22 protein-coding genes are annotated in these 22,672 nt (G+C 68.1%); 9 read left to right on the plus strand and 13 right to left on the minus strand.

Features of this window, described 5'->3' with window-relative positions; all coding sequences use genetic code 11:
* Positions 1–74: 74 nt before the first annotated feature.
* From pnp to LCM32_RS09335, 7 genes are all read right to left on the minus strand, one after another.
* Positions 75–2,213: a polyribonucleotide nucleotidyltransferase gene (pnp, locus tag LCM32_RS09300; protein WP_224820774.1), complete on the minus strand. Its 2,139-nt coding sequence runs from the start codon at positions 2,211–2,213 to the stop codon at positions 75–77.
* A 384-nt stretch (positions 2,214–2,597) separates the two neighbouring features.
* On the minus strand, positions 2,598–2,867 hold the full coding sequence (gene rpsO / locus LCM32_RS09305) for a 30S ribosomal protein S15 (protein ID WP_224820775.1): 270 nt from the start codon (positions 2,865–2,867) through the stop codon (positions 2,598–2,600).
* 184 nt (positions 2,868–3,051) lie between these two features.
* A complete protein-coding gene (locus tag LCM32_RS21975; RefSeq protein ID WP_263618135.1) occupies positions 3,052–4,248 on the minus strand; it encodes a calcium-binding protein in 1,197 nt (398 codons plus the stop codon).
* 102 nt (positions 4,249–4,350) lie between these two features.
* On the minus strand, positions 4,351–4,860 hold the full coding sequence (locus tag LCM32_RS09320; protein ID WP_224820776.1) for a DUF1643 domain-containing protein: 510 nt from the start codon (positions 4,858–4,860) through the stop codon (positions 4,351–4,353).
* A gap of 11 nt (positions 4,861–4,871) precedes the next feature.
* A complete protein-coding gene (truB, locus tag LCM32_RS09325; protein WP_224820777.1) occupies positions 4,872–5,777 on the minus strand; it encodes a tRNA pseudouridine(55) synthase TruB in 906 nt (301 codons plus the stop codon).
* 199 nt (positions 5,778–5,976) lie between these two features.
* Complete coding sequence (gene polA / locus LCM32_RS09330; RefSeq protein WP_224820778.1) at positions 5,977–8,811, minus strand: DNA polymerase I; 2,835 nt, start codon at positions 8,809–8,811, stop codon at positions 5,977–5,979.
* A gap of 212 nt (positions 8,812–9,023) precedes the next feature.
* Positions 9,024–9,224, minus strand: a complete 201-nt coding sequence (locus tag LCM32_RS09335; RefSeq protein WP_224820779.1) for a zinc-finger domain-containing protein — start codon at positions 9,222–9,224, stop codon at positions 9,024–9,026.
* A 201-nt stretch (positions 9,225–9,425) separates the two neighbouring features.
* Here LCM32_RS09335 and LCM32_RS09340 point away from each other — a divergent pair, with 201 nt between their 5' ends.
* Complete coding sequence (locus tag LCM32_RS09340) at positions 9,426–10,577, plus strand: NAD(P)/FAD-dependent oxidoreductase (RefSeq protein ID WP_224820780.1); 1,152 nt, start codon at positions 9,426–9,428, stop codon at positions 10,575–10,577.
* On the plus strand, positions 10,574–11,233 hold the full coding sequence (gph, locus tag LCM32_RS09345) for a phosphoglycolate phosphatase (RefSeq protein WP_224820781.1): 660 nt from the start codon (positions 10,574–10,576) through the stop codon (positions 11,231–11,233). The genes LCM32_RS09340 and gph overlap by 4 nt, the downstream gene beginning before the upstream one ends.
* Before the next feature lie 22 nt (positions 11,234–11,255).
* Here gph and LCM32_RS09350 read toward each other — a convergent pair whose 3' ends face one another.
* From LCM32_RS09350 to LCM32_RS09365, 4 genes are all read right to left on the minus strand, one after another.
* Positions 11,256–11,972: an LrgB family protein gene (locus LCM32_RS09350; protein ID WP_224820782.1), complete on the minus strand. Its 717-nt coding sequence runs from the start codon at positions 11,970–11,972 to the stop codon at positions 11,256–11,258.
* A complete protein-coding gene (locus LCM32_RS09355) occupies positions 11,969–12,331 on the minus strand; it encodes a CidA/LrgA family protein (protein ID WP_222491045.1) in 363 nt (120 codons plus the stop codon). The genes LCM32_RS09350 and LCM32_RS09355 overlap by 4 nt, the downstream gene beginning before the upstream one ends.
* Before the next feature lie 286 nt (positions 12,332–12,617).
* Positions 12,618–13,094 carry a GNAT family N-acetyltransferase gene (locus tag LCM32_RS09360; RefSeq protein WP_224820783.1) on the minus strand — a complete coding sequence of 159 codons (477 nt, stop codon included), beginning with the start codon at positions 13,092–13,094 and terminating at the stop codon, positions 12,618–12,620.
* Between the two features lie 2 nt (positions 13,095–13,096).
* The gene (locus tag LCM32_RS09365; RefSeq protein WP_224820784.1) at positions 13,097–14,335 is read right to left on the minus strand and encodes a pseudouridine synthase; all 1,239 of its coding nucleotides are present in this window, start codon (positions 14,333–14,335) and stop codon (positions 13,097–13,099) included.
* Positions 14,336–14,396: 61 nt separating this feature from the next.
* Here LCM32_RS09365 and LCM32_RS09370 point away from each other — a divergent pair, with 61 nt between their 5' ends.
* Entirely contained in the window at positions 14,397–14,846 is a 450-nt protein-coding gene (locus LCM32_RS09370; RefSeq protein WP_224820785.1) for a nucleoside deaminase, read from the plus strand.
* 163 nt (positions 14,847–15,009) lie between these two features.
* On the opposite strand, the gene LCM32_RS09375 is transcribed toward LCM32_RS09370, so the two are convergent.
* The gene (locus tag LCM32_RS09375; RefSeq protein ID WP_224820786.1) at positions 15,010–15,705 is read right to left on the minus strand and encodes a metal-dependent hydrolase; all 696 of its coding nucleotides are present in this window, start codon (positions 15,703–15,705) and stop codon (positions 15,010–15,012) included.
* A 93-nt stretch (positions 15,706–15,798) separates the two neighbouring features.
* On the opposite strand from LCM32_RS09375, the gene LCM32_RS09380 reads away from it, so the two are divergent.
* The 6 genes from LCM32_RS09380 to LCM32_RS09405 all read left to right on the plus strand — a co-directional run bounded on the left by LCM32_RS09380 (position 15,799) and on the right by LCM32_RS09405 (position 20,567).
* Positions 15,799–16,467 carry a ceramidase domain-containing protein gene (locus tag LCM32_RS09380; protein ID WP_224820787.1) on the plus strand — a complete coding sequence of 223 codons (669 nt, stop codon included), beginning with the start codon at positions 15,799–15,801 and terminating at the stop codon, positions 16,465–16,467.
* Between the two features lie 30 nt (positions 16,468–16,497).
* A complete protein-coding gene (gatC, locus tag LCM32_RS09385) occupies positions 16,498–16,785 on the plus strand; it encodes an Asp-tRNA(Asn)/Glu-tRNA(Gln) amidotransferase subunit GatC (RefSeq protein WP_222491051.1) in 288 nt (95 codons plus the stop codon).
* Between the two features lie 109 nt (positions 16,786–16,894).
* The gene (gatA, locus tag LCM32_RS09390; protein WP_224820788.1) at positions 16,895–18,382 is read left to right on the plus strand and encodes an Asp-tRNA(Asn)/Glu-tRNA(Gln) amidotransferase subunit GatA; all 1,488 of its coding nucleotides are present in this window, start codon (positions 16,895–16,897) and stop codon (positions 18,380–18,382) included.
* A 37-nt stretch (positions 18,383–18,419) separates the two neighbouring features.
* The gene (locus LCM32_RS09395) at positions 18,420–19,304 is read left to right on the plus strand and encodes a hypothetical protein (protein WP_224820789.1); all 885 of its coding nucleotides are present in this window, start codon (positions 18,420–18,422) and stop codon (positions 19,302–19,304) included.
* Between the two features lie 109 nt (positions 19,305–19,413).
* Positions 19,414–20,049 (plus strand): N-acetylmuramoyl-L-alanine amidase, encoded by a 636-nt coding sequence (locus LCM32_RS09400; protein ID WP_224820936.1) that lies wholly within the window; start codon positions 19,414–19,416, stop codon positions 20,047–20,049.
* 50 nt (positions 20,050–20,099) lie between these two features.
* Positions 20,100–20,567 carry an OsmC family protein gene (locus LCM32_RS09405; protein ID WP_224820790.1) on the plus strand — a complete coding sequence of 156 codons (468 nt, stop codon included), beginning with the start codon at positions 20,100–20,102 and terminating at the stop codon, positions 20,565–20,567.
* Positions 20,568–20,625: 58 nt separating this feature from the next.
* Here the strand turns inward: LCM32_RS09405 and LCM32_RS09410 are convergent, their stop codons facing one another.
* A complete protein-coding gene (locus LCM32_RS09410; RefSeq protein ID WP_224820937.1) occupies positions 20,626–22,593 on the minus strand; it encodes a protein meaA in 1,968 nt (655 codons plus the stop codon).
* Between the last annotated feature and the right edge of the window lie 79 nt (positions 22,594–22,672).

Consider the following 22,672-nt stretch of genomic DNA (forward strand, 5'->3'; position numbering starts at 1 on the left):
GCGCACACCCGTCCCCGGAACGAAAAAAGCCCCGGCATATGCCGGGGCTTTCTGATCTCTCGCAGAGGGGCAGATTACTCTGCCTTTTCCTCGGCGTCCTTGGCCAGCTCTTCGCCGGTTTCCTGGTCGACCATCTTCATGGCGAGGCGGACCTTGCCACGATCGTCGAAGCCGAGGAGCTTGACGTAGACTTCCTGGCCTTCCTTCAGAACGTCGGAGGGGTGGTTCAGGCGACGGTTCTCGATCTGGCTGACGTGCACGAGGCCGTCACGCTTGCCGAAGAAGTTCACGAAGGCGCCGAAATCGACGATCTTCACGACCTTGCCCTTGTAGACCTTGCCCTCTTCCGGCTCTGCCACGATCGAGTAGATCATGTCATAGGCCTTCTGGATGGCTTCACCGTTGGCCGAGGCGATCTTGATGATGCCGTCGTCGTTGATGTCGACCTTGGCACCCGAGGTTTCCACGATCTCGCGGATGACCTTGCCGCCCGAGCCGATCACTTCACGGATCTTGTCGGTCGGGATTTGCATCGTTTCGATGCGCGGTGCGTGAGCCGAGAATTCACCAACGCCCGACTGGGCCTTGTTCATCTCGCCGAGGATGTGCAGACGGCCGGCCTTGGCTTGGGCCAGGGCGGTCTTCATGATCTCGGGCGTGATGCCCTGGACCTTGATGTCCATCTGCAGCGAGGTGATGCCCGCTTCGGTGCCTGCAACCTTGAAGTCCATGTCGCCGAGGTGATCCTCGTCGCCAAGGATGTCGGTCAGGATCGCGTAGGAGCCGTCGTCTTCCAGCACGAGGCCCATGGCCACACCGGCAACAGCGGCTTTCAGCGGAACACCTGCGTCCATCATCGAGAGCGAGCCGCCGCAGACGGAAGCCATCGAGGAGGAGCCGTTCGATTCCGTGATCTCCGACACGACGCGGATCGTGTAGGGGAAGTCGGTCGGGGCGGGCAGGACGGCCTGCAGGGCGCGCCATGCGAGCTTGCCGTGACCGATTTCGCGACGACCGGGCGAACCGACGCGGCCCACTTCACCGACCGAGTAGGGCGGGAAGTTGTAGTGCAGCAGGAAGTTCGAGCGGAAGTTGCCGTGCAGCGCGTCGATGATCTGCTCATCGTCACCGGTGCCCAGCGTGGTCACGACCAGGCCCTGGGTTTCGCCACGGGTGAACAGTGCCGACCCGTGGGTCCGCGGCAGCAGGCCGGTTTCCACGGCAATCGCACGCACCTGATCGGTGGCACGGCCGTCGATCCGCTTGCCGTTCTTCACCACGTCGCCGCGCAGAACGCTGGATTCCAGCTTCTTCAGCGCCGAGCCGAGGTTCGCGTCTTCCAACTGCTCTTCGGTGAGGGCGGCCTTGATGGCCTCCTTCGCCGCGCCAACGGCTGCGACACGCTCCTGCTTGTCGGTGATGGCATAGGCGGCGCGCATCTTGTCTTCACCGGCGGCTTTCACGGCAGCGTAAAGCTCCGAGTAATCCGGGGGGGTGAAGTCGAAGGGCTCTTTCGCAGCGGCTTCGGCTAGGTCGATGATCAGGTCCAGCACGGGCTGCATCTGCTCATGGGCGAAGGTCACGGCGCCGAGCATCTCGTCCTCGGTCAGCTCGTAGGCTTCCGATTCCACCATCATGACGGCGTCCTTGGTGCCGGCCACAACCAGGTCGAGACGCTGCTCGGGGTTGTTGCGCAGGCCCTGCATGTCGTCGACGGAGGGGTTCAGCACGTATTCGCCATCGACGAAGCCCACGCGGGCACCGGCGATCGGGCCCATGAAGGGCACGCCCGAGATGGTCAGCGCGGCCGAGGCGGCGATCATGGCGACGATATCGGGATCGTTGACCAGGTCGTGGCTCAGCACGGTGCACATCACGAGGACTTCATGCTTGAAGCCGGGGGCGAAGAGCGGGCGGATCGGACGGTCGATCAGGCGCGCGGTCAGCGTTTCCTTTTCGGTCGGCCGCGCCTCGCGCTTGAAGAAGCCACCGGGCACTTTGCCGGCAGCATAGTATTTCTCTTGGTAGTGCACGGTCAGCGGGAAGAAATCCTGACCGGGCTTGGGTTCCTTGGCGAAGGTCACGTTGGCCATGACCGAGGTTTCGCCCAGGGTGGCGATGACGGTGCCATCTGCCTGACGGGCAACCTTGCCCGTTTCCAGCGTGAGGGTTTCGTCGCCCCACTGCATCGTTTTCGTCGTCACGTTGAACATTCAGCGTATCCTATGAGGGAGCCTACCCGGCCCTCCGGGTCTCCCGTTTTGCGTGGCGGCCCCATTGCCGCCGACCCCATCATCATTCCCTTCACAGCGCCGGGGTCCGGGCGCTACGTCTCAGATGGGCGGGCCATACATGAGTTTTGGACGAAAAGAAAGGAAAACGGCACAGTCTCTCGACCCGAATGCGGTGCAAGAGCTGCGGCGGATAGCCCCGCCCGGGGCAAGCGGCCGGGTGATGGTGGGCGTCTTGCCGGGGTCGTTGGGAGGGGGCTGCGGGGCCCTTGGTGAGGGCCGTGGCCGGGTCCTTGGCAGGGCAGGGCGCGCAACGAAAAAGGGGCCGCGCAGGCGACCCCTTTCATGCGTTCCCTGCGGGAAGGCTTAGCGGCGCAGGCCGAGACGCTGGATCAGCGACTGGTAGCGAGCTTCGTCCTTGCCTTTCAGGTAGTCGAGCAGCTTACGACGCTGGGCAACCATCATCAGCAGGCCGCGGCGGCCGTGGTTGTCTTTCTTGTGCGTCTTGAAGTGCTCGGTCAGGGTCGCGATGCGCGAGGACAGGATTGCGACCTGGACTTCGGGCGAACCGGTGTCGCCTTCCTTGGTCGCGAATTCTTTCATCACGCGGGCTTTTTCTTCAACAGTGATCGACATCGGGGTCTCCTTGGGTTGAAGGGTTCGGGCACAAGCCGGGATGTCGTCCAGCAAGGTCCATGGAGTCACCGCACCCTCGTGGCGCGGATTGCGGGCTGATAAAGCATCGGCTCCCCTTTGAAAAGAGGGATTCTCCCCGGTGTCGCGGGCCCCTCGGCGGGGTCCGGGGCGGGCCCTGCCCGGCTCAGCCCGCCGCCAGCATCGCGTCGGCCTCGGCCTGTGTCATCACCACCACATCGTCGAGCGTTGCGCTGCCGCTGCCCGAGAGCACGGCGACGACCGATCCATCCAGCAGCACCTGTTGCAGATCGTCCTCGGGCAGATCGCGCAGCGTGACCTCGGCCGGCGTATCGCCGTCATGCACCACCAGCAGGTGATCCGTACCGGGCTGGAAATCAAGGATATGGGCCGCTTCTCCGCCAGCCATCCAGTCTCCGATGAGGATCGAGTCGAAGCCCTGTCCGGCGGTCACGATGTCGCCGCTGCCCGCGATGATCGTGTCGGCCCCGGCGCCGCCGTTGAGAAAGTCCGGCGCATCGGCGTCAAGCCAGAGCCCGTCCTCGGCAAGCTGCGCGACAACGCCGGAGAGCACGTCCGCGCCCCAGCCGCCAAAGAGCGTATCGGTGCCAAGGCCGCCGGACAGGTGGTCGTTGCCATGACCGCCCAGAAGCGCATCCGCCCCCGCGCCGCCGGACAGGCTGTCGGCACCCATGCCACCCTCCATCGAATCATCGCCCTCGCCGCCGAAGAGGGCGTCGCGGTTCAGCCCGCCAAAGAGACGATCGTCGCCGTCCGCTCCCATCAGGGTGTCGTCGCCCTCGTTGCCCTCGATCTGGTCGCTGCCCGTGCCCCCCGCGATGACGTCGTCGCCGTCGCCGCCCAGAAGCCAGTCCGCGCCGTCGCCGCCCGACAGGCTGTCGGCACCGGCATAGCCGTGGATCTGGTCGTCTTCGTCGCCGCCCGCCAGCAGATCGGCAAGCGGGCCGCCGGGCTGGATGCCGCTGACAGGATCGGGACTTGGGCCCGCTGCCTCTTGTTCGGGGTCTTCCGCCGCGTCCTGCATGGGGTCTTCGGTGGTCTCCTCGTCCGCCGCGCTGTCCGTTGTGTCGGCAGGCACGGTCTTCGCTGCGTCGGCGCGGGCGTCGGGTGCGACTTCCGTGGCCCCCTCAGTGGCAGGCACGACATCGGCGGGCTCGGCGTCGGACAGGGCGTCGCCGAGCGGCGCAAGGTCGAGGAAGTCGGCGACGGAGGTGCCACCGGACGACGCATCGTCGCCCGTGTCGGTCTCGGCCTCCTCGTCCTCCTCTTCGGAGGGATGCAGCCCAAGAAGGGCCGTCGTCCCGGCAAGCAAGGCGCCCATCAGGCTGGCAATCACAAACATCGGTGCTCCGCTTTCGTCCTCGCAGACGGACCCTTCCCCTGCGTCATTATCGGGCGCGGGGCAGGGGCCGGTCAAAGCCAATTGGAGCAGTTGGTTAACGGCCTAGCCCTGCCAGGCCAGAGGCACCGTGTCGTAGGAGATGTAGAGCGGGTGGCGCGGCTGCCCGGCCTTCGTCAGGCCGAGGACATGCAGCGGCCGCCCGGTGCCGCGCAGCAGGGTCGCCACCTCGGCGTCGCGGCCCATGTGGGCGCCGTGAAAACCCCAGCCGGCGAGGATCATGTCACCCCAGGCGCAGGCGTCGCGCAGCACGGCGTCATTTTCGGGGCCGATCGGGGCCCCGGCCGCGCGCAGGGCCTTGGGATCGGTCTCGCGCCAGGCAAAGAGATTGACCACCCGCAGCGCGCCATGGCCCAGACGGCGGGCGCGCTCCTGACAGCGGGCTATGGTGGGGTCGTTCTGGGTTTCGGTCGCTTTCGACGGGTTCAGCATGACGAAGACGAGGCGGGGCGCGTCGGGCGCCCAGACCCGTGTCAGCGCATAGCGATACCGCTCGCAGGGGGAATAGAGCGCCTCCGAGCGGACCGTGCCGTCGTCATGCCTCCGGGTGATCATCGCCCCGTCGGTCAGAACCGGAACACGCGGGTCGGATGCAACTCGCCGCCCTTGAAGATGCCGACGGCGACGGGCTGCCCGTCGAGGCTGGCCCAGCATTCCTCGCCATAGTCCACGTCATGGGCGATCACCATGCCGGGGTTGCCGTTGGTCAGCCGGGCCGCGCCTTCGGGCGTGGCCTTCACCTCGGGCAGATCGGCAAGGCCGGTCTCCACGGGCAGCAGGTAGCCATCCAGTTCCTCGGTGCGGGCGTGGGCCTCGATGGTCTCCAGCGTGATGCCCTTGGCGGCCTCGAAGGGCCCGGACCAGACCCGGCGCAGGGTGGCCACATGGCCATGGCAGCCGAGCGCCTCGCCAAGGTCGCGGGCGATGGAGCGGACGTAGCCGCCCTTGCCGCAGACCATTTCCAGCACGGCATGGTCGGCATCGGGCACATCGAGCAGCAGCAGGGAGTCGACGTAGAGGGGCCGGGCGTCCAGCTCCACCTCCTCGCCGTCGCGGGCCAGCTTGTAAGCGCGCTGACCGTCGATCTTCACGGCGGAGAACTTGGGGGGGACCTGTTCGATATCGCCAAGGAACCCGGACAGGGCGGCCTTGATCTCATCCTCGGTCGGACGCGCGTCGGAGGTGGCGATCACCTCGCCCTCGGCATCGTCGGTGTTGGTGGCCTGCCCGAAGCGGACCGTGAACTCGTAGGCTTTCAGCGCGTCCGTGACATAGGGCACGGTCTTCGTCGCCTCGCCGAGCGCAATGGCCAGAACACCGGTCGCCTCCGGATCCAGCGTGCCGGCGTGGCCCGCCTTGTTGGCGTTCAGGGCCCATTTCACCTTGTTGACGACGGCGGAGGAGGTCAGCCCTGCGGGTTTGTCCACCACCAGCCAGCCCGAGATGTCGCGGCCCTTGCGCTTACGTGCCATGCGGGTCCCCTGAATGTTGCGCTACAGGCCGTGGCGGTTAGCGCAGGTGAGGTGCGGGCGTCAACAGCCCGCGGCGGAAAGCGGCCCGGGGGCCGCTTGCGTGGGGTCAGGCGCGGGGGCTGTCACGGGCCAGTGCTGGTACCGCAGCAGGCTCAGCGACAGGCCCCGAACCAGACCCCGATACGGGCGCGGCGCAGGATCAGTGCGCCTGCGCCCAGTTTGCCCCGCGGCCTGCGTCCACCACCAGCGGCACGTCGAGCTTCACCGCCGGATCGGCGGCATTCTCCATCACCGCGCGGGCGGCGGCGATGACCTCGTCCGCGGCGGCTTCGTCCACCTCGAACAGCAGTTCGTCGTGGACCTGCAGCAGCATCTTGGCGGGCAGGTGGGCGATGGCTTCGGGCATGCGGATCATGGCGCGCCGGATGATGTCCGCCGCCGCGCCCTGGATCGGGGCGTTGATCGCCGCACGTTTGGCAAAGCCCGCGCGGGGGCCCTTGGCGGCAATCTCGGGCGTGTGGATCTTGCGGCCAAAGAGCGTCTGGACGTAGCCATGCGCCTTGCCGAATTCCACCGTGGCATCCATGTAGTCGCGGATGCCGGGGAAGCGCTCGAAGTAGCGGTCGATGAAGCCCTGCGCCTCGGCCCGGGGGATGCGCAGGTTGCGCGCCAGCCCGAAGCCGGAAATCCCGTAAATCACGCCGAAGTTGATCGCCTTGGCCTGACGGCGCACCATCGGATCCATCCCCTCGACCGGCACGCCGAAGACCTCGGATGCGGTCATCGCGTGGATGTCCTGCCCCTCGTGGAAGGCCTGTTTCAGCGCGTCGATCCCGGCCACATGAGCAAGGATGCGCAACTCGATCTGGCTGTAGTCGAGCGAGAGCAGCACCTTGCCCTCCTCCGCCACGAAGGCCTCGCGGATGCGGCGGCCCTCTTCGGAGCGGACGGGGATGTTCTGCAGGTTCGGATCGGTCGAGGCGAGCCGCCCGGTGTTGGCCCCGGTCTGGACGTAGGAGGTGTGGACGCGGCCCGTCTCGGGGTTGATGTGGGTCTGCAGGGCGTCGGTATAGGTGGATTTCAGCTTGGAGAGCGCGCGCCAGTCCAGCACGCGGCCCGGCAGCTCATGCTCCGTCGCCAGATCCTCCAGCACGTCCGCGCCGGTGGCATAGGCGCCGGTCTTGCCCTTCTTGCCGCCTTCCAGCCCCATCTTGTCAAAGAGGATCTCGCCCAGCTGTTTCGGGCTGCCGACGTTGAAGGTCTCGCCGGCGAGTTCGTGGATCTCGGCCTCCAGCGCGGCCATCTTCTGAGCAAAGGCGTTCGACATGCGCGAGAGCGTGTCGCGGTCCACCTTCACGCCGTGCCGCTCCATCTGCGCCAGCACGGGCGAGAGCGGGCGTTCCAGCGTCTCGTAGACGGTGGTCACGCGGTCGCGGTGCAGCTGCGGCTTGAACAGCTGCCACAGCCGCAGGGTGATGTCGGCATCTTCGGCGGCGTATTTCACCGCCTCGGCCACGGGGACCTTGTCGAAGGTGATCGCGCTCTTGCCGGTGCCGAGCAGCGACTTGATCGGGATCGGCGTGTGGTCGAGGTACCGCTCGGAGAGCGTGTCCATCCCGTGCCCGTGTTCGCCCGCGTGCAGCGCGTAGGACAGCAGCATCGTGTCGTCGTAGGGCGCGATGGTCACACCGTAGCGGGCAAGGACCTTGGCGTCGTACTTCATGTTCTGGCCGATCTTGAGGACGGCGTCGTCCTCCAGTACCGGCTTCAGCGCGTCCAGCACGGCGTTCAGCGGCAACTGGCCCTCGGCAAGGCTGTCATCCTGAAAGAGGCCCTCGTCGCTGCCCCCGGCCTTGTGGCCCAGCGGGATGTAGCAGGCCTGACCGGCCTTGACGCTGAGACAGATGCCCACCAGTTCGGCCACCATCTCGTTCAGCGAATTTGTCTCGGTGTCCACGGCGACATAGCCGCGGTCGTTGATCCGGTCGATCCAGACCTGAAGCGCCTCCATGGTCGAGACGCATTCATAGGCCTCGGGGTCGATCTTGGGGGCCTCGGGCGTGGCGGCGGGGCTGGCCTGCGTCACCTCGGGCTCGGGGATCGCGGGGGCCTCGACGTTCAGCGTCTTGGCGACGCGGGCGGTGAGGGTGCGGAACTCCATCTCGGTCAGGAAGGCCATCAGCACCTCGGGGTCCGGGTCCTTCACCTCGAGGTCTTCGAGGGAGAAGTCGAGCGGCGTGTCGCAGTCGAGCTGCACCAGCTTCTTGGACAGTTCGATCTGCGCGCGGTTCTCGATCAGGGTCTGGCGGCGCTTTGGCTGCTTGATCTCCTCGGCGCGGTCCAGCAGCGACTCGAGGTCGCCGTATTCGTTGATCAGGAGGGCCGCGGTCTTGATCCCGATGCCCGGCGCGCCCGGCACGTTGTCGACCGAGTCACCGGCCAGCGCCTGCACGTCCACCACCCGGTCGGGATAGACGCCGAACTTCTCGTGCACGCCGTCGCGGTCGATGCGGCGGTTCTTCATGGCGTCGAGCATCTCGACCCCGTCGCCCACCAGCTGCATCAGGTCCTTGTCGGAGGAGATGATCGTCACGCGCCCGCCCGCCTCGCGGGCCTGACAGGCCAGCGTGGCGATGATGTCATCGGCCTCGTAGCCCTCCAGCTCCTTGCAGGCGATGTTGAAGGCCTCGGTCGCCTGCCGGGTCAGCGGCATCTGCGGGCGCAGGTCCTCGGGCATCGCCTCGCGGTTGGCCTTGTAGAGGTCGTAGAGATCGTTGCGGAAGGTGTGACTGCCCTTGTCGAAGATAACGGCGACATGGGTGGGGGCGTCGGGGCCGGTGGCATCCTCGACATACTTCTGCAGCATGTTGCAGAAGCCCGAGACCGCGCCGATCGGCAGGCCATCGGACTTGCGCGTCAGGGGCGGCAGGGCGTGGTAGGCGCGGAAGATGAAGGCAGAGCCGTCGATCAGGTGCAGGTGGCAGCCCGTGCCGAACTGCGTCGCGGGCTGGTCCTTGGGGGTCTCGTTGCTCATGTCGCGCCTCCGTTGGTCGGAGACGGTAATGCCACGATCCGCCCCGGGCATCCAGCGGGCAATGGTGCGGGGCGGGGGCTGCGCGGATCACGGCCCCGGCCGGGTGCACAGCGTCAGCGGCAGGGCGTCGGGGCCGCCGCGCGCCCGGAAAATTCTTCGAAGAACTTTCCCAAGACTTTTCGAAAAGTATTGGGTGCCTCGCGTCGGGGCGGTTACTTCGCCGCGGCGGTCAGCTCGGCTTCGGCCTTGGAGCCGCGCAGCACGTATTTCGCATCGCAATAGCCGCATTCGACGAAACCGGTCTCTTCCGGGATCGCCAGCCAGACGCGGGGATGTCCGAGCGCGCCTTCGCCGCCGTCGCAGGCCACCTTGGCAGAATCCACGATCTTCGTTTCGGGCGCTTCAATCGACATGCTGGCGTTCCTTCCGACTGGGGCCTCGACGGGCCGGGCTTGCGCTGCCCAAGATGCGGGCACGGGCCGGAATATGGGCGAAAACCGCGTGCGGAGCAAGCGGGGCGGCGCCGGTTCTGGACATCGTCGTCGGGTCGGGCAAAGCTGCCCGCGCAGAGGCCCAGCCACCCCCAGCTGCGGGCTTTCATTGGAAAGGACATCATGCATATCGCCGTTATCGGGCGCGGGCTGATCGGCTCCGCCGCCGCACGTCATCTGGCCAAGGCCGGCGGGCAGGTCACCCTCATCGGCCCCGACGAACCCGCGGCCCTCGCCACCCACGAGGGTGTCTTCGGAAGCCACTACGACGAGGGACGGATCACCCGCGGGCTCGACCCTGCGCCGTTCTGGAGCCGCGCCAGCCGTGCCTCCATCGCGCGCTACCGCGAGATCGAGGCCGAGAGCGGCATCGCCTTCTACACCGAGGCAGGCAGCCTGATGTCCGGCCCCGAGGGGCAGGACTACATTCACCGCGTGGCCTCGGTTCGGGCGCGCGACGACATCGCCGCCGATGCGCTGACCGGTGCGGCGCTGGCCGAGCGGTTCCCCTACTTCGGCTTCCCCGAGGGCACGATGGGCCTGCACGAGGCCAAGGGCGCGGGCCATATCAGCCCCCGCCGCATGGTGGCCGCCCAGACCGCCGCGGCCGAACGCGCGGGCGCCGCGATCCTGCGGGCCGAGGCCATCGGCATCGACCCGGATGCGCAGGGCGTGACGATCCGCACCAGCGCGGGCGACCTGCGCGCCGACCGGGTTCTGGTTGCCGCCGGGGCCTTCACCAACCGGCTACTGGCCAATGCGCTGACGCTCAGCGTCTATGCCCGCCTCGTGCGGCTCTTCGTGCTCGACGCCGAGGAACACGCCCGGCTGGCAGACATGCCGAGCTGGATCTACCACGATGCCTCGGGCGATGAATTCTACATGCTGCCGCCGATCCGCTATCCCGACGGCACCGTGGCGCTCAAGATCGGCGGCGATCCCGAGGACATTCTGCTGCCCGACGATGCGGCGATGCGGGACTGGTTCCGCAGCGGCGGCGACCCGGAGGTCGGCGCCTACCTACAGGCCAAGTGCGAACGCTTCATTCCGGGCCTTCGGGCGGTGGAGATGCGCGACGTGCCCTGCGTCACCACCTACACGCCGGACGTGCGCCCGGTGCTGCGCTTCGTGGATGACCGCATCGCCGTGGCGGCGGGCGGCAACGGGCGCGGGGCCAAGAACTCCGACGAACTGGGGCGCCTCGGCGCGCTGGTGGTGCGGGACGAGGCGCTGCCCGACTGGGCGCTCGAACCCGCCGAGGAGGCCGCTGAATGAGCACGCGCCTTCCGGTGATCTTCGATCTCGACGGCACGCTGATCTCCTCGGCCCCGGACATCCGGGAGGGGCTGAACGCCGCGCTGGAAGAGGTGGGTGCCGGGCCGCTCGACCTACCGACGGTCGTCTCCTTCATCGGCTGGGGCCTGCCCCGGCTGGTGGAGCAGGCCGCCGACCACCTGCGGCTGGACCGGGCGGGCCTGCCCGCGCTGACCGACCGGACGATGCATCACTACAAGGCTCTCAGCGGCAGCCGCACCGCGCTCTTCCCGGGCGTGGCGGAGGTGCTGGCGGAGCTGGCAGGGGCGGGCCATCCGCTCGCGCTCTGCACCAACAAACCTGCGGCCGCGACGATTGAGGTGCTGGCGCATCTTGGCCTTTCCGAGACCTTTGCCAGCGTGGTCTGCGGCGATAGCCTGCTAACCCGCAAGCCCGATCCGGAGATGCTGCGCCTCTCGCTCAGCGAGCTTGGGGCGGGCCATGCGGTCTATGTCGGGGACAGCGAAATCGACGCCGAGACGGCAGAGCGCGCGGGCCTGCCCTTCGCGCTTTTCACCGAAGGCTATCGTCATTGCGCGGTAGAGGAGATGACCCACGCCGCCGCCTTCGACGATTTCGCGGCGTTGCCGGGGATCGTGGCGCAGCTCGCGGGCTGAGTGCCCGCGCGCCGCAGGGCCGTCAGAGCAGCCAGGTCACGATATAGGGCACGATGACGGCGGTGAGCAGGGCGTTCAGCCCCATGCCGATGCCGGCGAAAGCGCCCGCCGTCTCGTTGATCTGCAGTGCCCTTGCGGTGCCCACGCCATGGGCCGCCACGCCGGTGGCAAAGCCGCGGGCGCGCCAGTCGGTCAGGCCGAGGGCGTTGAAGGTGGGCGTCACCACGATGGCGCCGAGGATGCCGGTGATCAGCACCAGAACGGCGGTCAGCGTGGGCAGGCCGCCGACCTTCTCGGAGATACCGATGGCGACCGGGGCGGTGGTGCTCTTGGGCGCCAGCGAGACCAGCGTGGTGTGATCGAGCCCCATCATCATCCCCACGGCGATCGCCACCAGAACGGCGGTGAGCGAGCCCGCCACCAGCGCCGCCAGCATCGGGATCAGCGCCCGGCGGATGTGGACCCGGTTGGCATAGAGCGGCACCGCCAGCGACACGGTCGCCGGGCCAAGCATGAAGTGGACGAACTGCGCGCCCTCGAAATAGGTGTGATAGGGCGTGCCGGTGATCAGCAGCAGCGCCGAGACGAGGATCGTCGCGATCATCACCGGGTTCGCATAGGGCGCGCGGTTGAAGCGCCGGAAGATAGCGTCGCCGATCACGTAGGCCAGCAGCGTCATGGTCAGCCAGAGCAGCGGGCCCTTGGCGAGGTAGGTCCAGATATCGGGCAGCGCGGTCATTGCTTGGCCTCCTTCGGGCCCTCGGTCAGGCGCGCCACGCCGACGAAGGTGAAGGCACCCACGATCAGCGCCAGCGTCGTCGAGGCCAGCACCGCCAGCAGCAGGCCGAGGCCCTCGCTCTCCATGATGGAGAGGTGCTGCACCACGCCGACGCCCGCGGGCACGAAGAGCATCGAGAGATGCGCCAGCAGCCCCTGCGCGGTGGAGGACACCATCCGGGCCACGGCCGGGAACAGCAGGAAGGTGACGAAGAGCCCGGCAAGGCCCAGCACGGGGCCGGGCAGCGACAGGCCAAGCCCGCGCACGAGCGTCTCGCCCGCCAGCTGGAAGCCGAGAATGATGACGATATTCAGGATCATGGTCCGGGTCCCTTCAAGGATGCGTCGCGGCGCGTGGGCGCGGGAATGCGGGGCGATCTACTGTGTGACGCAACGTCTGAAAACCCCCGTCCGCTGCAGGGCCGCCTTTCCGAAACCGGGCACCCGGCGGCGGGGCTGTCCGTTTTCTTCGAAGAAAACGGGCCGGAAAATTCGAATTTTCCGGGCAGCGTGGCCGGTCTTGGCGCGGACGGCAAGCGGGGCGTTGCGGGGCAGGGGGTGAAAAACCGGGCGCCCCGCCTCATTGGCGGGCGCTGCGGAAACGGCGTCAGGCCGTCGCGGTGAGGTCCCGGGTAAAGGTGAGGCTGGTGGGCCGGTCGTAGCCGTCATGTGCCGTGCGCCCGGTCTCGACGAAGCCCATGCGGGCAAAGATTGCGTGGTTCTCGGTCAGCTCGATTCGGGATTGCAGCACGATCCGGGGCAGGCCGAGGACCGCGGCACGCGTCACCGCATGGTCCATCAACTGCCGGGACAGCCCCGTGCCGCGGGCGGCCTCCGCCACGGCGAGCTTGCCGAGGTAGAGGTGATCCGTCTCGGGCGTCAGCAGCACGCAGGCCAGCGGCGCGGGGCCCGGGCGGATCACCCAGAGCTCTTTCGTCGCAGCGTCGCGGGCGAGGCTCTCGGGCGTCATGCGGTGGAGCGAGGAGGGCGGATCGATCCGCGCCTCCATATAGGCAAAGGCCGCGTGGAGCAGGGCATGGACGGGGGCCATGTCATCCTGCGGTCCGAGGCGGACAGGCTGCATGATCAGCCGCGCGGCTTGCGGCGCGGGCCGGACGGGGCGCCGTCACGGCCGGGTCTGGGCCCGGATTTCGGGCCTGCGCCGGAGCCGGTGCGCGGCCCGGGCTTCGCGCCGGACTTGGGTCCGGAGGTAGGGCCGGATTTCGGGCCAGACTTGGTGCCAGTCTTGGAACCCGGCTTGCTGCCATCGCGCGCGCGGGCGCCGGGCTTGGCGTTGAAGCCTTCACCCTCCTGTGCGCGGTCACGGCCAAAGCCGCCGGGCTTGCCGCCAGTGCGGGGGCCCCTACCGGGGGCTCCGCCCTCGGTGCGCGGCCCCTTGCCGGTGGAGGCGCCACCCGAACGGGGGCCTTTGCCTGCAGGGCCATCGGCCCGGGCGGCGCGGCCCGCGGTGATGCCCTTGCCGGTGAAGATCGTGCCTTCCCAGGCCGGGGCCTCGGGCTTCGGCTTGGCGGGCTTGCGCGGGCGCAGGCCGGGCTTGCCCTTGGCGGCGCGCGCAGTGCCGATGTCGTCGCCCAGCTCCAGCCCCAGCTGGTCGCGCAGCACGCGGCGGCGCAGTTCCTCGACCGCGCCGGGCTTCAGCTGGCCCAGCTGGAACGGCCCGTAGCTGACGCGGATCAGCCGGTTCACGGTCAGACCGATCTCGGTCATGGCGCGGCGGATCTCGCGGTTCTTGCCCTCGCGCAGGCCCACGGTCAGCCAGGCGTTCGCGCCCTGCTGGCGGTCGACGGTCACCGTCATCGGCTGGAACTTTTCGCCCTCGATGACCACGCCCTTGCGCAGCGGTTCGAGGTCGGCGTCCTGCGGCTTGCCGTTCACCCGCACCCGGTACTTGCGCAGCCAGCCGGTCGACGGCAGCTCCAGCCGGCGCTTCAGCTCGCCATCGTTGGTCAGCAGCAGAAGCCCTTCGGAGTTGAGGTCGAGCCGGCCCACGGACATCACGCGCGGCATGTCCTCGGGCAGTTCGTCGAAGATCGTGGCGCGGCCCTGTTCGTCCTTCGCCGTGGTCACGAGGCCGGTGGGTTTGTGGTAGAGCCAGAGGCGCGGCGGCTCGGCGGCGGCCAGCGGCTTGCCGTCCACCGTGATCTTGTCACGCTCGGTCACGTTCAGCGCGGGGCTGTCGATCTTCTTGCCGTTGACGGTGACGCGGCCAGCCTCGACCAGCCGCTCCGCGTCTCGGCGGGAGGCGACGCCGGCGCGGGCCAGCACTTTGGCGATCCGGTCGCCGGGGGGGGATTTCTGCTCCATCTTCCCGCGATAGCCGGATTCGGGCGCTTGCGGAAGACGGGACAGCGGGGCAGGAAGGGCCATGACATTCCGCAGCCACATGCAGATCGCGCTGGACGAGGCGCAGGCCGCAGGCCGCCGGGGCGAGGTGCCGGTGGGCGCCGTGCTGCTCTCGCCGGAGGGGGCGGTACTGGCGCGCGACGGCAACCGCACGCGGGAATTGAACGACCCCACCGCCCATGCCGAGATACTGGTGATCCGCGCCGCCTGCGCGGCGCTGGGGCAGGAGCGGCTGCCGGGCTGCGATATCTACGTGACGCTGGAACCCTGCCCGATGTGCGCGGCGGCGATCTCCAACGCGCGGATCGCGCGGGTCTATTACGGGGCGGCCGATCCCAAGTCGGGCGGCGTGGCGCAGGGGCCGCGGATCTTCACCCATCCCCAGTGCCACCATGTGCCCGAGGTCTATGACGGGATCGGTGCGGCACCGGCCGAGGCGCTGCTGAAGGATTTCTTCGCCGCGCGTCGGTGAGGCTCTCCCCGGAAAATTCGAATTTTCCGGTCCGTTTTCTTCGAAGAAAACGGGCAGGGCCCTCTGACGGACGCATCCAGGATTTTTCGAAAAATCTTGGCAAAATTCCTGGAAGAATTTTGAGGGGCCGCGGGCGGCCCCTCGCAAGCATCGGTCAGGGCGATCAGATCTCGATCGCGGTCATGACCTCGGGCTCGATGACGTTCACGCCGGGCAGGGCAGCGACCAGTTTCTCGGCCGATTGCTCCAGCAGCGGGAAGGTCTTGTAGTGCATCGGGATGACGGTCTTGAAGTCGAAGAAGGTCTTGGCCGCATAGGCCGCGCGCTTCATGTCCATCGTGTAATGGCCCCCGGCGCACAGGATGCCGATGTCGGGTTCATGCAGCGCGTTGAAGACGCCCATGTCCGCCATCACGTCCGTATCGCCCGAGAAATAGATCGTGTGGCCTTCGCCCGAGATCATGAAGCCCGATTCGGTACCGAGGTAGAGCGGCCCGTCCGGCCCGTCGGTGGAGGAGGAGTGGGTCGCGTTCACCATGGTGACCTGCACGTTCCCAAGGTCGATCGTGCCGCCCTTGTTGAAGCCGGTGGCATTCGCGACGCCCTTCTTGGCCGAGAGCCAGCCCATCAGCTCGACCATGCCGAAGACCGGGATGCCCAGTTCCTCGGCGATGGCGGGAACGTCGGCGACGTGGTCGCCGTGGCCATGGGTGCAGAAGATATGGGTCGCGCCCTTGATGGCCGTGTCGCGCTTGTCGTCCGGGAAGACGGGGTTGCCGGTCAGGAAGGGGTCGATCAGCAGCACCTTGTCCTCGATCTCGAGACGGAAGGAGCCGTGGCCCAGCCAGATGATTTTCATGTTGAACCTCCAACGGAAACGGCCACCCATGGGGCGGGCGGCCCGGAAACACGGGGCAGAGCCTAGCGCGTGCCGTGAGGAAGGAAAGAGCCGATGGACTGGACCCGGGCGGTGGACGCCTATTGCGAACGGACCGGGCCCGAATACTGGTCGGAACCTGTGAACGCCCTGACGAACCTCGCTTTCCTGCTGTCGGCGACGGTGATGGGGGCGCGCTGTGCGGGGCTGAGGACGGGCCGGACGACAGCGCGCGCGCTCTGCATAAACCTCTTCGTGATCGGGATCGGCTCGTGGCTGTTCCACACCCATGCGCAGGCCTGGGCGGGGATGGCCGACACGTTGCCGATCCTCGTCTTCATCCTCGCCTATCTCTTCGTGGCGAACCGGGACTTCTGGGGCATGCGCCCGCTTCATGCCGCCCTCGCGGTGCTGGCCTTCTTTCCCTTCGTGGCGCTGACCCTGCCGCTTTTCCGGCTGATCCCGGGCATCGGCTCCTCTGCCGGCTATGCGCCGGTGCCGCTCCTGATCGCGCTCTATGCCATCGGGCTGTGGCGCCGGGCGCCGGTGCTGGCCCGCAACCTCGCCCTCGGGGCGGGTCTGCTGGTGCTTTCGATCACCTTCCGGGCGCTCGACGGGCCGCTCTGCACCGCGCTTCCGGGGGGCACGCATTTCCTCTGGCACCTGATGAATGCGCTCATGCTGGGCTGGATGATCGAGACATGGCGCCGCCACCGCCTTGCGGGCGCGGGGCGCGGGCGGTAAAGGCTTTCGGGACCAAAGGAGAGACGCGCCATGTCGATCGACACCGATACCGCCGCCCGCGTGGCCAAGCTGGCCCGGATCAAGGTTGAGCCCGACCAGCTTCCCGCGCTTGCGGAGGAGTTCAACAACATCCTCGGCTTCATCGAACAGCTGAACGAGGTCGACGTGGAGGGCGTGGAGCCCATGACCTCCGTCACCCCGCAGCGCCTGAAGCGGCGCGAGGACGTGGTGACCGAGGGCGACCAGCAGGACAAGATCCTCGCCAATGCCCCCGATGCCCGCGAAGGTTTCTTCGCCGTGCCCAAGGTGGTCGAATAAGCCACGCTGGCCCGGGCCGCGCCTGCCTGCGCGCCCGAGCCCCTGCCGCCCACCTGCCGCGCTGTGCCCCCACAGCTGACGATGTGCCTGCCGAGAGAGGCGAGACCCGATGACCGAACTGAACAAGCTGACCATTGCCGAGGCCCGCGACCTGCTGCGCAGCGGTGACGTGACCTCGAAGGCCCTGACCGAGGCCTGCCTGAGCGCCGTCGAAGGCGCCGGTGCGCTGAACGCCTTCGTCCACAAGACCCCCGAGATCGCCCTGCAACAGGCCGAGGCCGCCGATGCCCGCCTCAAGGCCGGCGACGCGCCCGCGCTCTGCGGCATCCCGCTGGGGATCAAGGACCTCTATTGCACCAAGGGCGTGCCCAGCCAGGCGGCGAGCAACATCCTCGAAGGCTTCAAGCCCGAGTACGAGTCGACCGTTACGCAGAACCTCTTCGACGATGGCGCGGTCATGCTGGGCAAGCTCAACATGGACGAATTCGCCATGGGCTCCTCGAACGAGACCTCGGCCTATGGCAACGCGGTGAACCCGTGGCGGCGCGGCAACGACGACACCGCGCTGACGCCCGGCGGCTCGTCCGGTGGCTCGGCCGCGGCCGTGGCGGCGGACCTCTGCCTCGGCGCGACGGGTACCGACACCGGCGGGTCGATCCGCCAGCCCTGTGCCCTCACCGGCACCGTGGGGATCAAGCCGACCTATGGCCGCTGCTCCCGCTGGGGCATCATCGCCTTCGCCTCCTCGCTGGATCAGGCCGGGCCGATGACCAAGACCGTGCGCGACAGCGCGATCATGCTGCAGTCCATGTGCTCGCATGATGCCAAGGACAGCACCTCGACCGATCTGCCCGTGCCTGATTTCGAGGCCGCGCTGACCGGCGACATCCGGGGCAAGACCATCGGCATCCCGCGCGAGTACCGCATCGACGGCATCCCCGACGAGATCGACGCGATCTGGAAACGCGGCACCGAGATGCTGAAGGACGCGGGCGCCAAGGTGGTGGACATCTCGCTGCCCCACACCAAATACGCGCTGCCCGCCTACTACGTGATCGCCCCGGCCGAGGCCTCCTCGAACCTCGCGCGCTATGACGGCGTGCGCTATGGCCACCGCGCCAAGCTGGCGCAGGGCGACGGCATCACAGAGATGTACGAGAAGACCCGCGCCGAAGGCTTCGGCCACGAGGTGCAGCGCCGGATCATGGTGGGCACCTACGTGCTCTCCGCCGGGTTCTACGACGCCTACTACAACCGTGCCCGCAAGGTCCGCACCCTGATCAAGCGCGACTTCGAAGAGGCCTTCGCGCAGGGCGTGGACGCCATCCTGACGCCCGCCACCCCCTCCGCCGCCTTCGGGCTGGGCGAGATGAAGGACGCCGATCCGGTTCAAATGTACTTGAACGACGTGTTTACCGTGACGGTGAACCTTGCGGGCCTGCCCGGCGTTTCGGTACCAGCAGGGCTGGACAAGCAGGGCCTGCCCCTCGGGCTGCAGCTCATCGGCCGGCCCTGGGAAGAGGCAGATCTGCTGAATACCGCCCTTGCGCTGGAGACGGCGGCGGGCTTCGTGGATAAGCCTGCCAAATGGTGGTAAACCTGCCCGTCAGGAGCAGGCGATAGAGAGGACAGACATGTCCAAGCGGATGATTTCCTGCGGAGTTGTGGCCCTTGTTGCGCTCTCCGCATGTTCCCCGACGGTGCCCGACAGCGCCGCCGGTGTGGGCTTTGGCGACTACGAAAGCTATCAGCAGCAGCGCGAAGCTGCCCTCGCCACGGGCGGCGGGCGGACCTATTCGCTGCCGCCGCAGCGTACCGGCAGCGCAGGCGGGGCCCCGATGTCCGCGATGAACAGCGCAAGCCCGGTGAACGCGATGCCGGCGCCCGCGCAGGTCACGGCGCAGCCGCTGGACGGCGGCAGCGTCAACGTGCCGTCCAACCTGTCGCAGCCCGTCGCCACCGGCGCGGCGCTCGGCACGGCAACCACTGCCACCGGTGGCGCAGATGACATCGCCGCCGAGACCCGCGCCGCGCTGAACGCGGCACAGGCGAACTCGGGGCAGGTGCCGCTTCAGGCCAGCCCCAACAACCCGCCGCCCGAGGCAGTGGGCCCTATGGGCCTCTCGCGCGAGAATGATTTCAGCGCCGTCGGCGACCTGCGTTCGATCGAGAGCGACAAGGAACGCATGGCCGAGAACCGGGCGAACTACCAGGTCGTCCAGCCCGAGGCCCTGCCCGAGCGGACCTCCTCCGGGCCGAACATCGTGGCCTATGCGCTGCAGACCTCGAACCCGGTGGGCCAGCAGGTCTACAGCCGTGGCGGCTTCAACGTGGCCGCGCGCAACGCGCGCAACTGCGCCAAATACGCCTCGCCCGACCTCGCGCAGGAGGATTTCCTGAGCAACGGCGGGCCGCAGCGTGACCGCATGAGCCTTGACCCCGATGGCGACGGCTACGCCTGCAGCTGGGACCCGCGGCCGTTCCGCCGCGCCGGTGCCGCGGCCCGGCAGGGTGGCTGAGGACGACAGCGTCCCGTCCGGCGCACCGGACGGGGCTGCCGCCGCAGGGCTGGCCCATTGGCAGGCCTCGCCCAACGTGAATGCCCGCCGACACGGCGGCGACCCGGACATGGTGGTGTTGCACTACACCGCCATGACCAACGCCGAGGATGCCCTGCGCCGCCTCTGCGACGATTGCCCGCCCGAGGGGCTGGGCCCCGTTTCCTGTCACTACCTGATCTCGGAAACCGGCCGCATCTGGCAGATGGTGCGCGAGCGTGACCGCGCCTGGCATGCCGGGGTCGGTGCATGGGGCGGGCGCGAGGATGTGAATTCCCATTCCATCGGGATCGAGCTGGCCAACACCGGCATGCATCCTTTCCCCGAGCCGCAGATGGCGGCGCTGGAGGCGCTGCTGCCCGGCATCCTCGCGCGGTGGTCCATCGCGCCTGCGCGGGTCATCGGCCATTCCGACATGGCGCCGGGCCGCAAGATCGACCCGGGCCCGCGGTTCGACTGGCGCAGGCTGGCGCGGCAGGGCCTCTCCGTCTGGCCCGGGGCGGCGCGGGAGGGCGATTTCCACGCCGATCTGGCGCGCTTCGGCTACCCGGTGGAAGCTGTGGCAGAGGCGGACCTGCTGGAGGCCTTCCGGGCGCGCTTCCGGCCCCATGGCCGCGGTGCGGTGAGTGCCGAGGACCGGCGGATCGCGCGCGATCTGGCAGAGCGTTTCCCGGCCCGTGCGGGGGCGCACAGCCCCACCGCTTGATCGCCGGGCCCGGCCTGCGCCAGATGGCCCCATCGGCGCAGGAGGCCCCCATGGACGATCAGGTCTTTACCTCTCACATCCGCTGGACCGGGAACCGGGGCGACGGCACGGCCCATTACCGCGCCTACGACCGGACATGGGACGTGGCCGCGCCGGGCAAACCGCCGATCCCCTGTTCCAACGATCCGATGCTGGGCGGCGATCCCGCGAAGATGAACCCGGAGGACCTGCTGCTCTCGGCGCTGGCCGGGTGCCACATGCTGTGGTTCCTGCATTATGCCTCGGACGCGGGGATCGTCGTGCTGGGCTACGAGGACAATCCGCATGGCGTGGGGGAGCATGGTGCAGGCGGGGCAGGGCGCTTCCTGCGGGCGGAGCTGCGGCCGCGGATCACCGTCGCGGCGGGCACAGACCTGCATGTGGCCGATGCGATCCACAAGCGCATCCACGAGGTCTGCTTCATCGCGCGGTCGGTCTCCTTCCCGGTGGGCATCCGGGCGCGCTACCGCGTGGGGTGAGACCCGGGGGCTGTCTGCCCCCGGACCCCCGAGAGTGCTTGCGGAAAGATGAAGGCGATTACTCGGCCGCGACCTTCTGCGGATCGGCGAGGGTGACGATGTCCTTCATGATCGCGTTCAGCTCGAAGTCCTTGGGGGTATAGACCTTGGCCACCCCCATCTCGAGCAGGCGCTTGGCGTCCTCGTCGGGGATGATGCCGCCCACGATCACCGGCAGATGGTCGAGCCCCGCCGCCCGCAGGCGCGCGAGCGTATCTTCCACCAGCGGCATGTGCGAGCCGGAGAGGATCGAGAGGCCGACCACATGGGCGCCTTCCTCCTGCGCGCGGGAGACGATCTCTTCCGGCGTCAGGCGGATGCCCTCGTAGCTGATGTCCATGCCGCAGTCGCGGGCGCGGAAGGCGATCTGCTCGGCGCCGTTGGAATGACCGTCGAGGCCCGGCTTGCCGATGATGAACTTGAGCCGCCGCCCGAGACGGGACGAGACGGTATCGACCGCGTCGCGGATCTCCTCCAACCCCTCGGTCTTGTTCGAGGGCGCGCCGGAGACGCCGGTGGGGCCGCGGTACTCGCCGTGGACCACGCGCATCTGCGCCGCCCATTCGCCGGTGGTGGCCCCGGCCTTCGCTGCCGCGATGGAGGCAGGCATGATGTTCTCGCCCTTTTCGGCGGCCTCGCGCAGGGCGGAGAGGGCGGCCTGCACCGCGGCCTCGTCGCGCTGGTCGCGCCACTCCGTCAGCCGGGCGATCTGGTCGGCCTCGACCGCCGGGTCGACGGTCATGATGCCGCCGTCCTCGCCCATCAGCGGCGAGGGCTCGGCCTCCTTCCAGCGGTTCACGCCGACGACGACGGTCTCCTCGCGCTCGATCCGGTTCACCCGGTCGGCGTTGCTGTCCACGAGGCGCGACTTCATGTATTCGATCGAGCCGATCGCCCCGCCCATGGAGCCGAGGTTGGCAAGCTCGGCGCGCGCGCCGGCCTTCAGCTCTTCGACCTTGGCGTCGATGGCGGGGTTGCCGTCGAAGAGGTCACCGTATTCCAGCAGGTCGGTCTCATAGGCGAGGATCTGCTGCATCCGGAGCGACCACTGCTGGTCCCAGGGCCGCGGCAGGCCAAGTGCCTCGTTCCACGCCGGAAGCTGCACCGCGCGGGCGCGGGCCTTCTTGGAGAGCGTGACGGCCAGCATCTCGATCAGGATGCGGTAGACGTTGTTTTCGGGCTGCTGCTCGGTCAGGCCGAGGGAGTTCACCTGCACGCCATAGCGGAAGCGGCGGTACTTGGGGTCCTCGACGCCATACCGCTCTTCGAGGATCTCGTCCCAGAGGTCGACGAAGGCGCGCATCTTGCACATCTCGGTGATGAAGCGGATGCCCGCGTTCACAAAGAAGGAGATCCGGCCGCAGAGCGCCGGGAAATCCTCTGCCGCCACCCGGGGGCGCAGTTCGTCCAGCACGGCGATGCCGGTGGCGAGCGCATAGGCCAGCTCCTGCTGCGGCGTCGCCCCTGCCTCCTGCAGGTGGTAGGAGCAGACGTTCATCGGGTTCCACTTGGGCACGTTGGTGTAGCAGTACTCCGCCACGTCGGCGATCATCTTGAGCGAGGGCTTGGGCGGGCAGATGTAGGTGCCGCGCGACAGGTATTCCTTGATCAGGTCGTTCTGCACCGTGCCCTGCAGCGTGGTGGTATCGGCGCCCTGTTCCTCCGCCACGGCGATATAGAGCGACAGCAGCCAGGGCGCGGTCGCGTTGATCGTCATGGAGGTGTTCATCTCGGCCAGCGGGATCTGGTCGAAGAGGGTGCGCATGTCGCCCAGATGGCAGACCGGCACGCCGACCTTGCCCACCTCGCCGCGCGCCAGCACGTGATCGCTGTCATAGCCGGTCTGGGTCGGCAGGTCGAAGGCCACGGAAAGGCCGGTCTGCCCCTTGGCGAGGTTCGAACGATAGAGCGCGTTCGACTTCGCAGCCGTGGAATGGCCCGAATAGGTCCGGAAGAGCCAGGGGCGGTCTTTCTTGGTCTCGGTCATCTTATCGGTCATGGCACCCTCGTGCGGCAGGGCGGGAGATCCCGGGTGAGCAACAATCTTACGTCGAGCGGGTCTTAGC

It is taken from the genome of Pseudooceanicola nanhaiensis, from assembly GCF_020171315.1.
Classification (GTDB): domain Bacteria; phylum Pseudomonadota; class Alphaproteobacteria; order Rhodobacterales; family Rhodobacteraceae; genus Pseudooceanicola; species Pseudooceanicola nanhaiensis_A.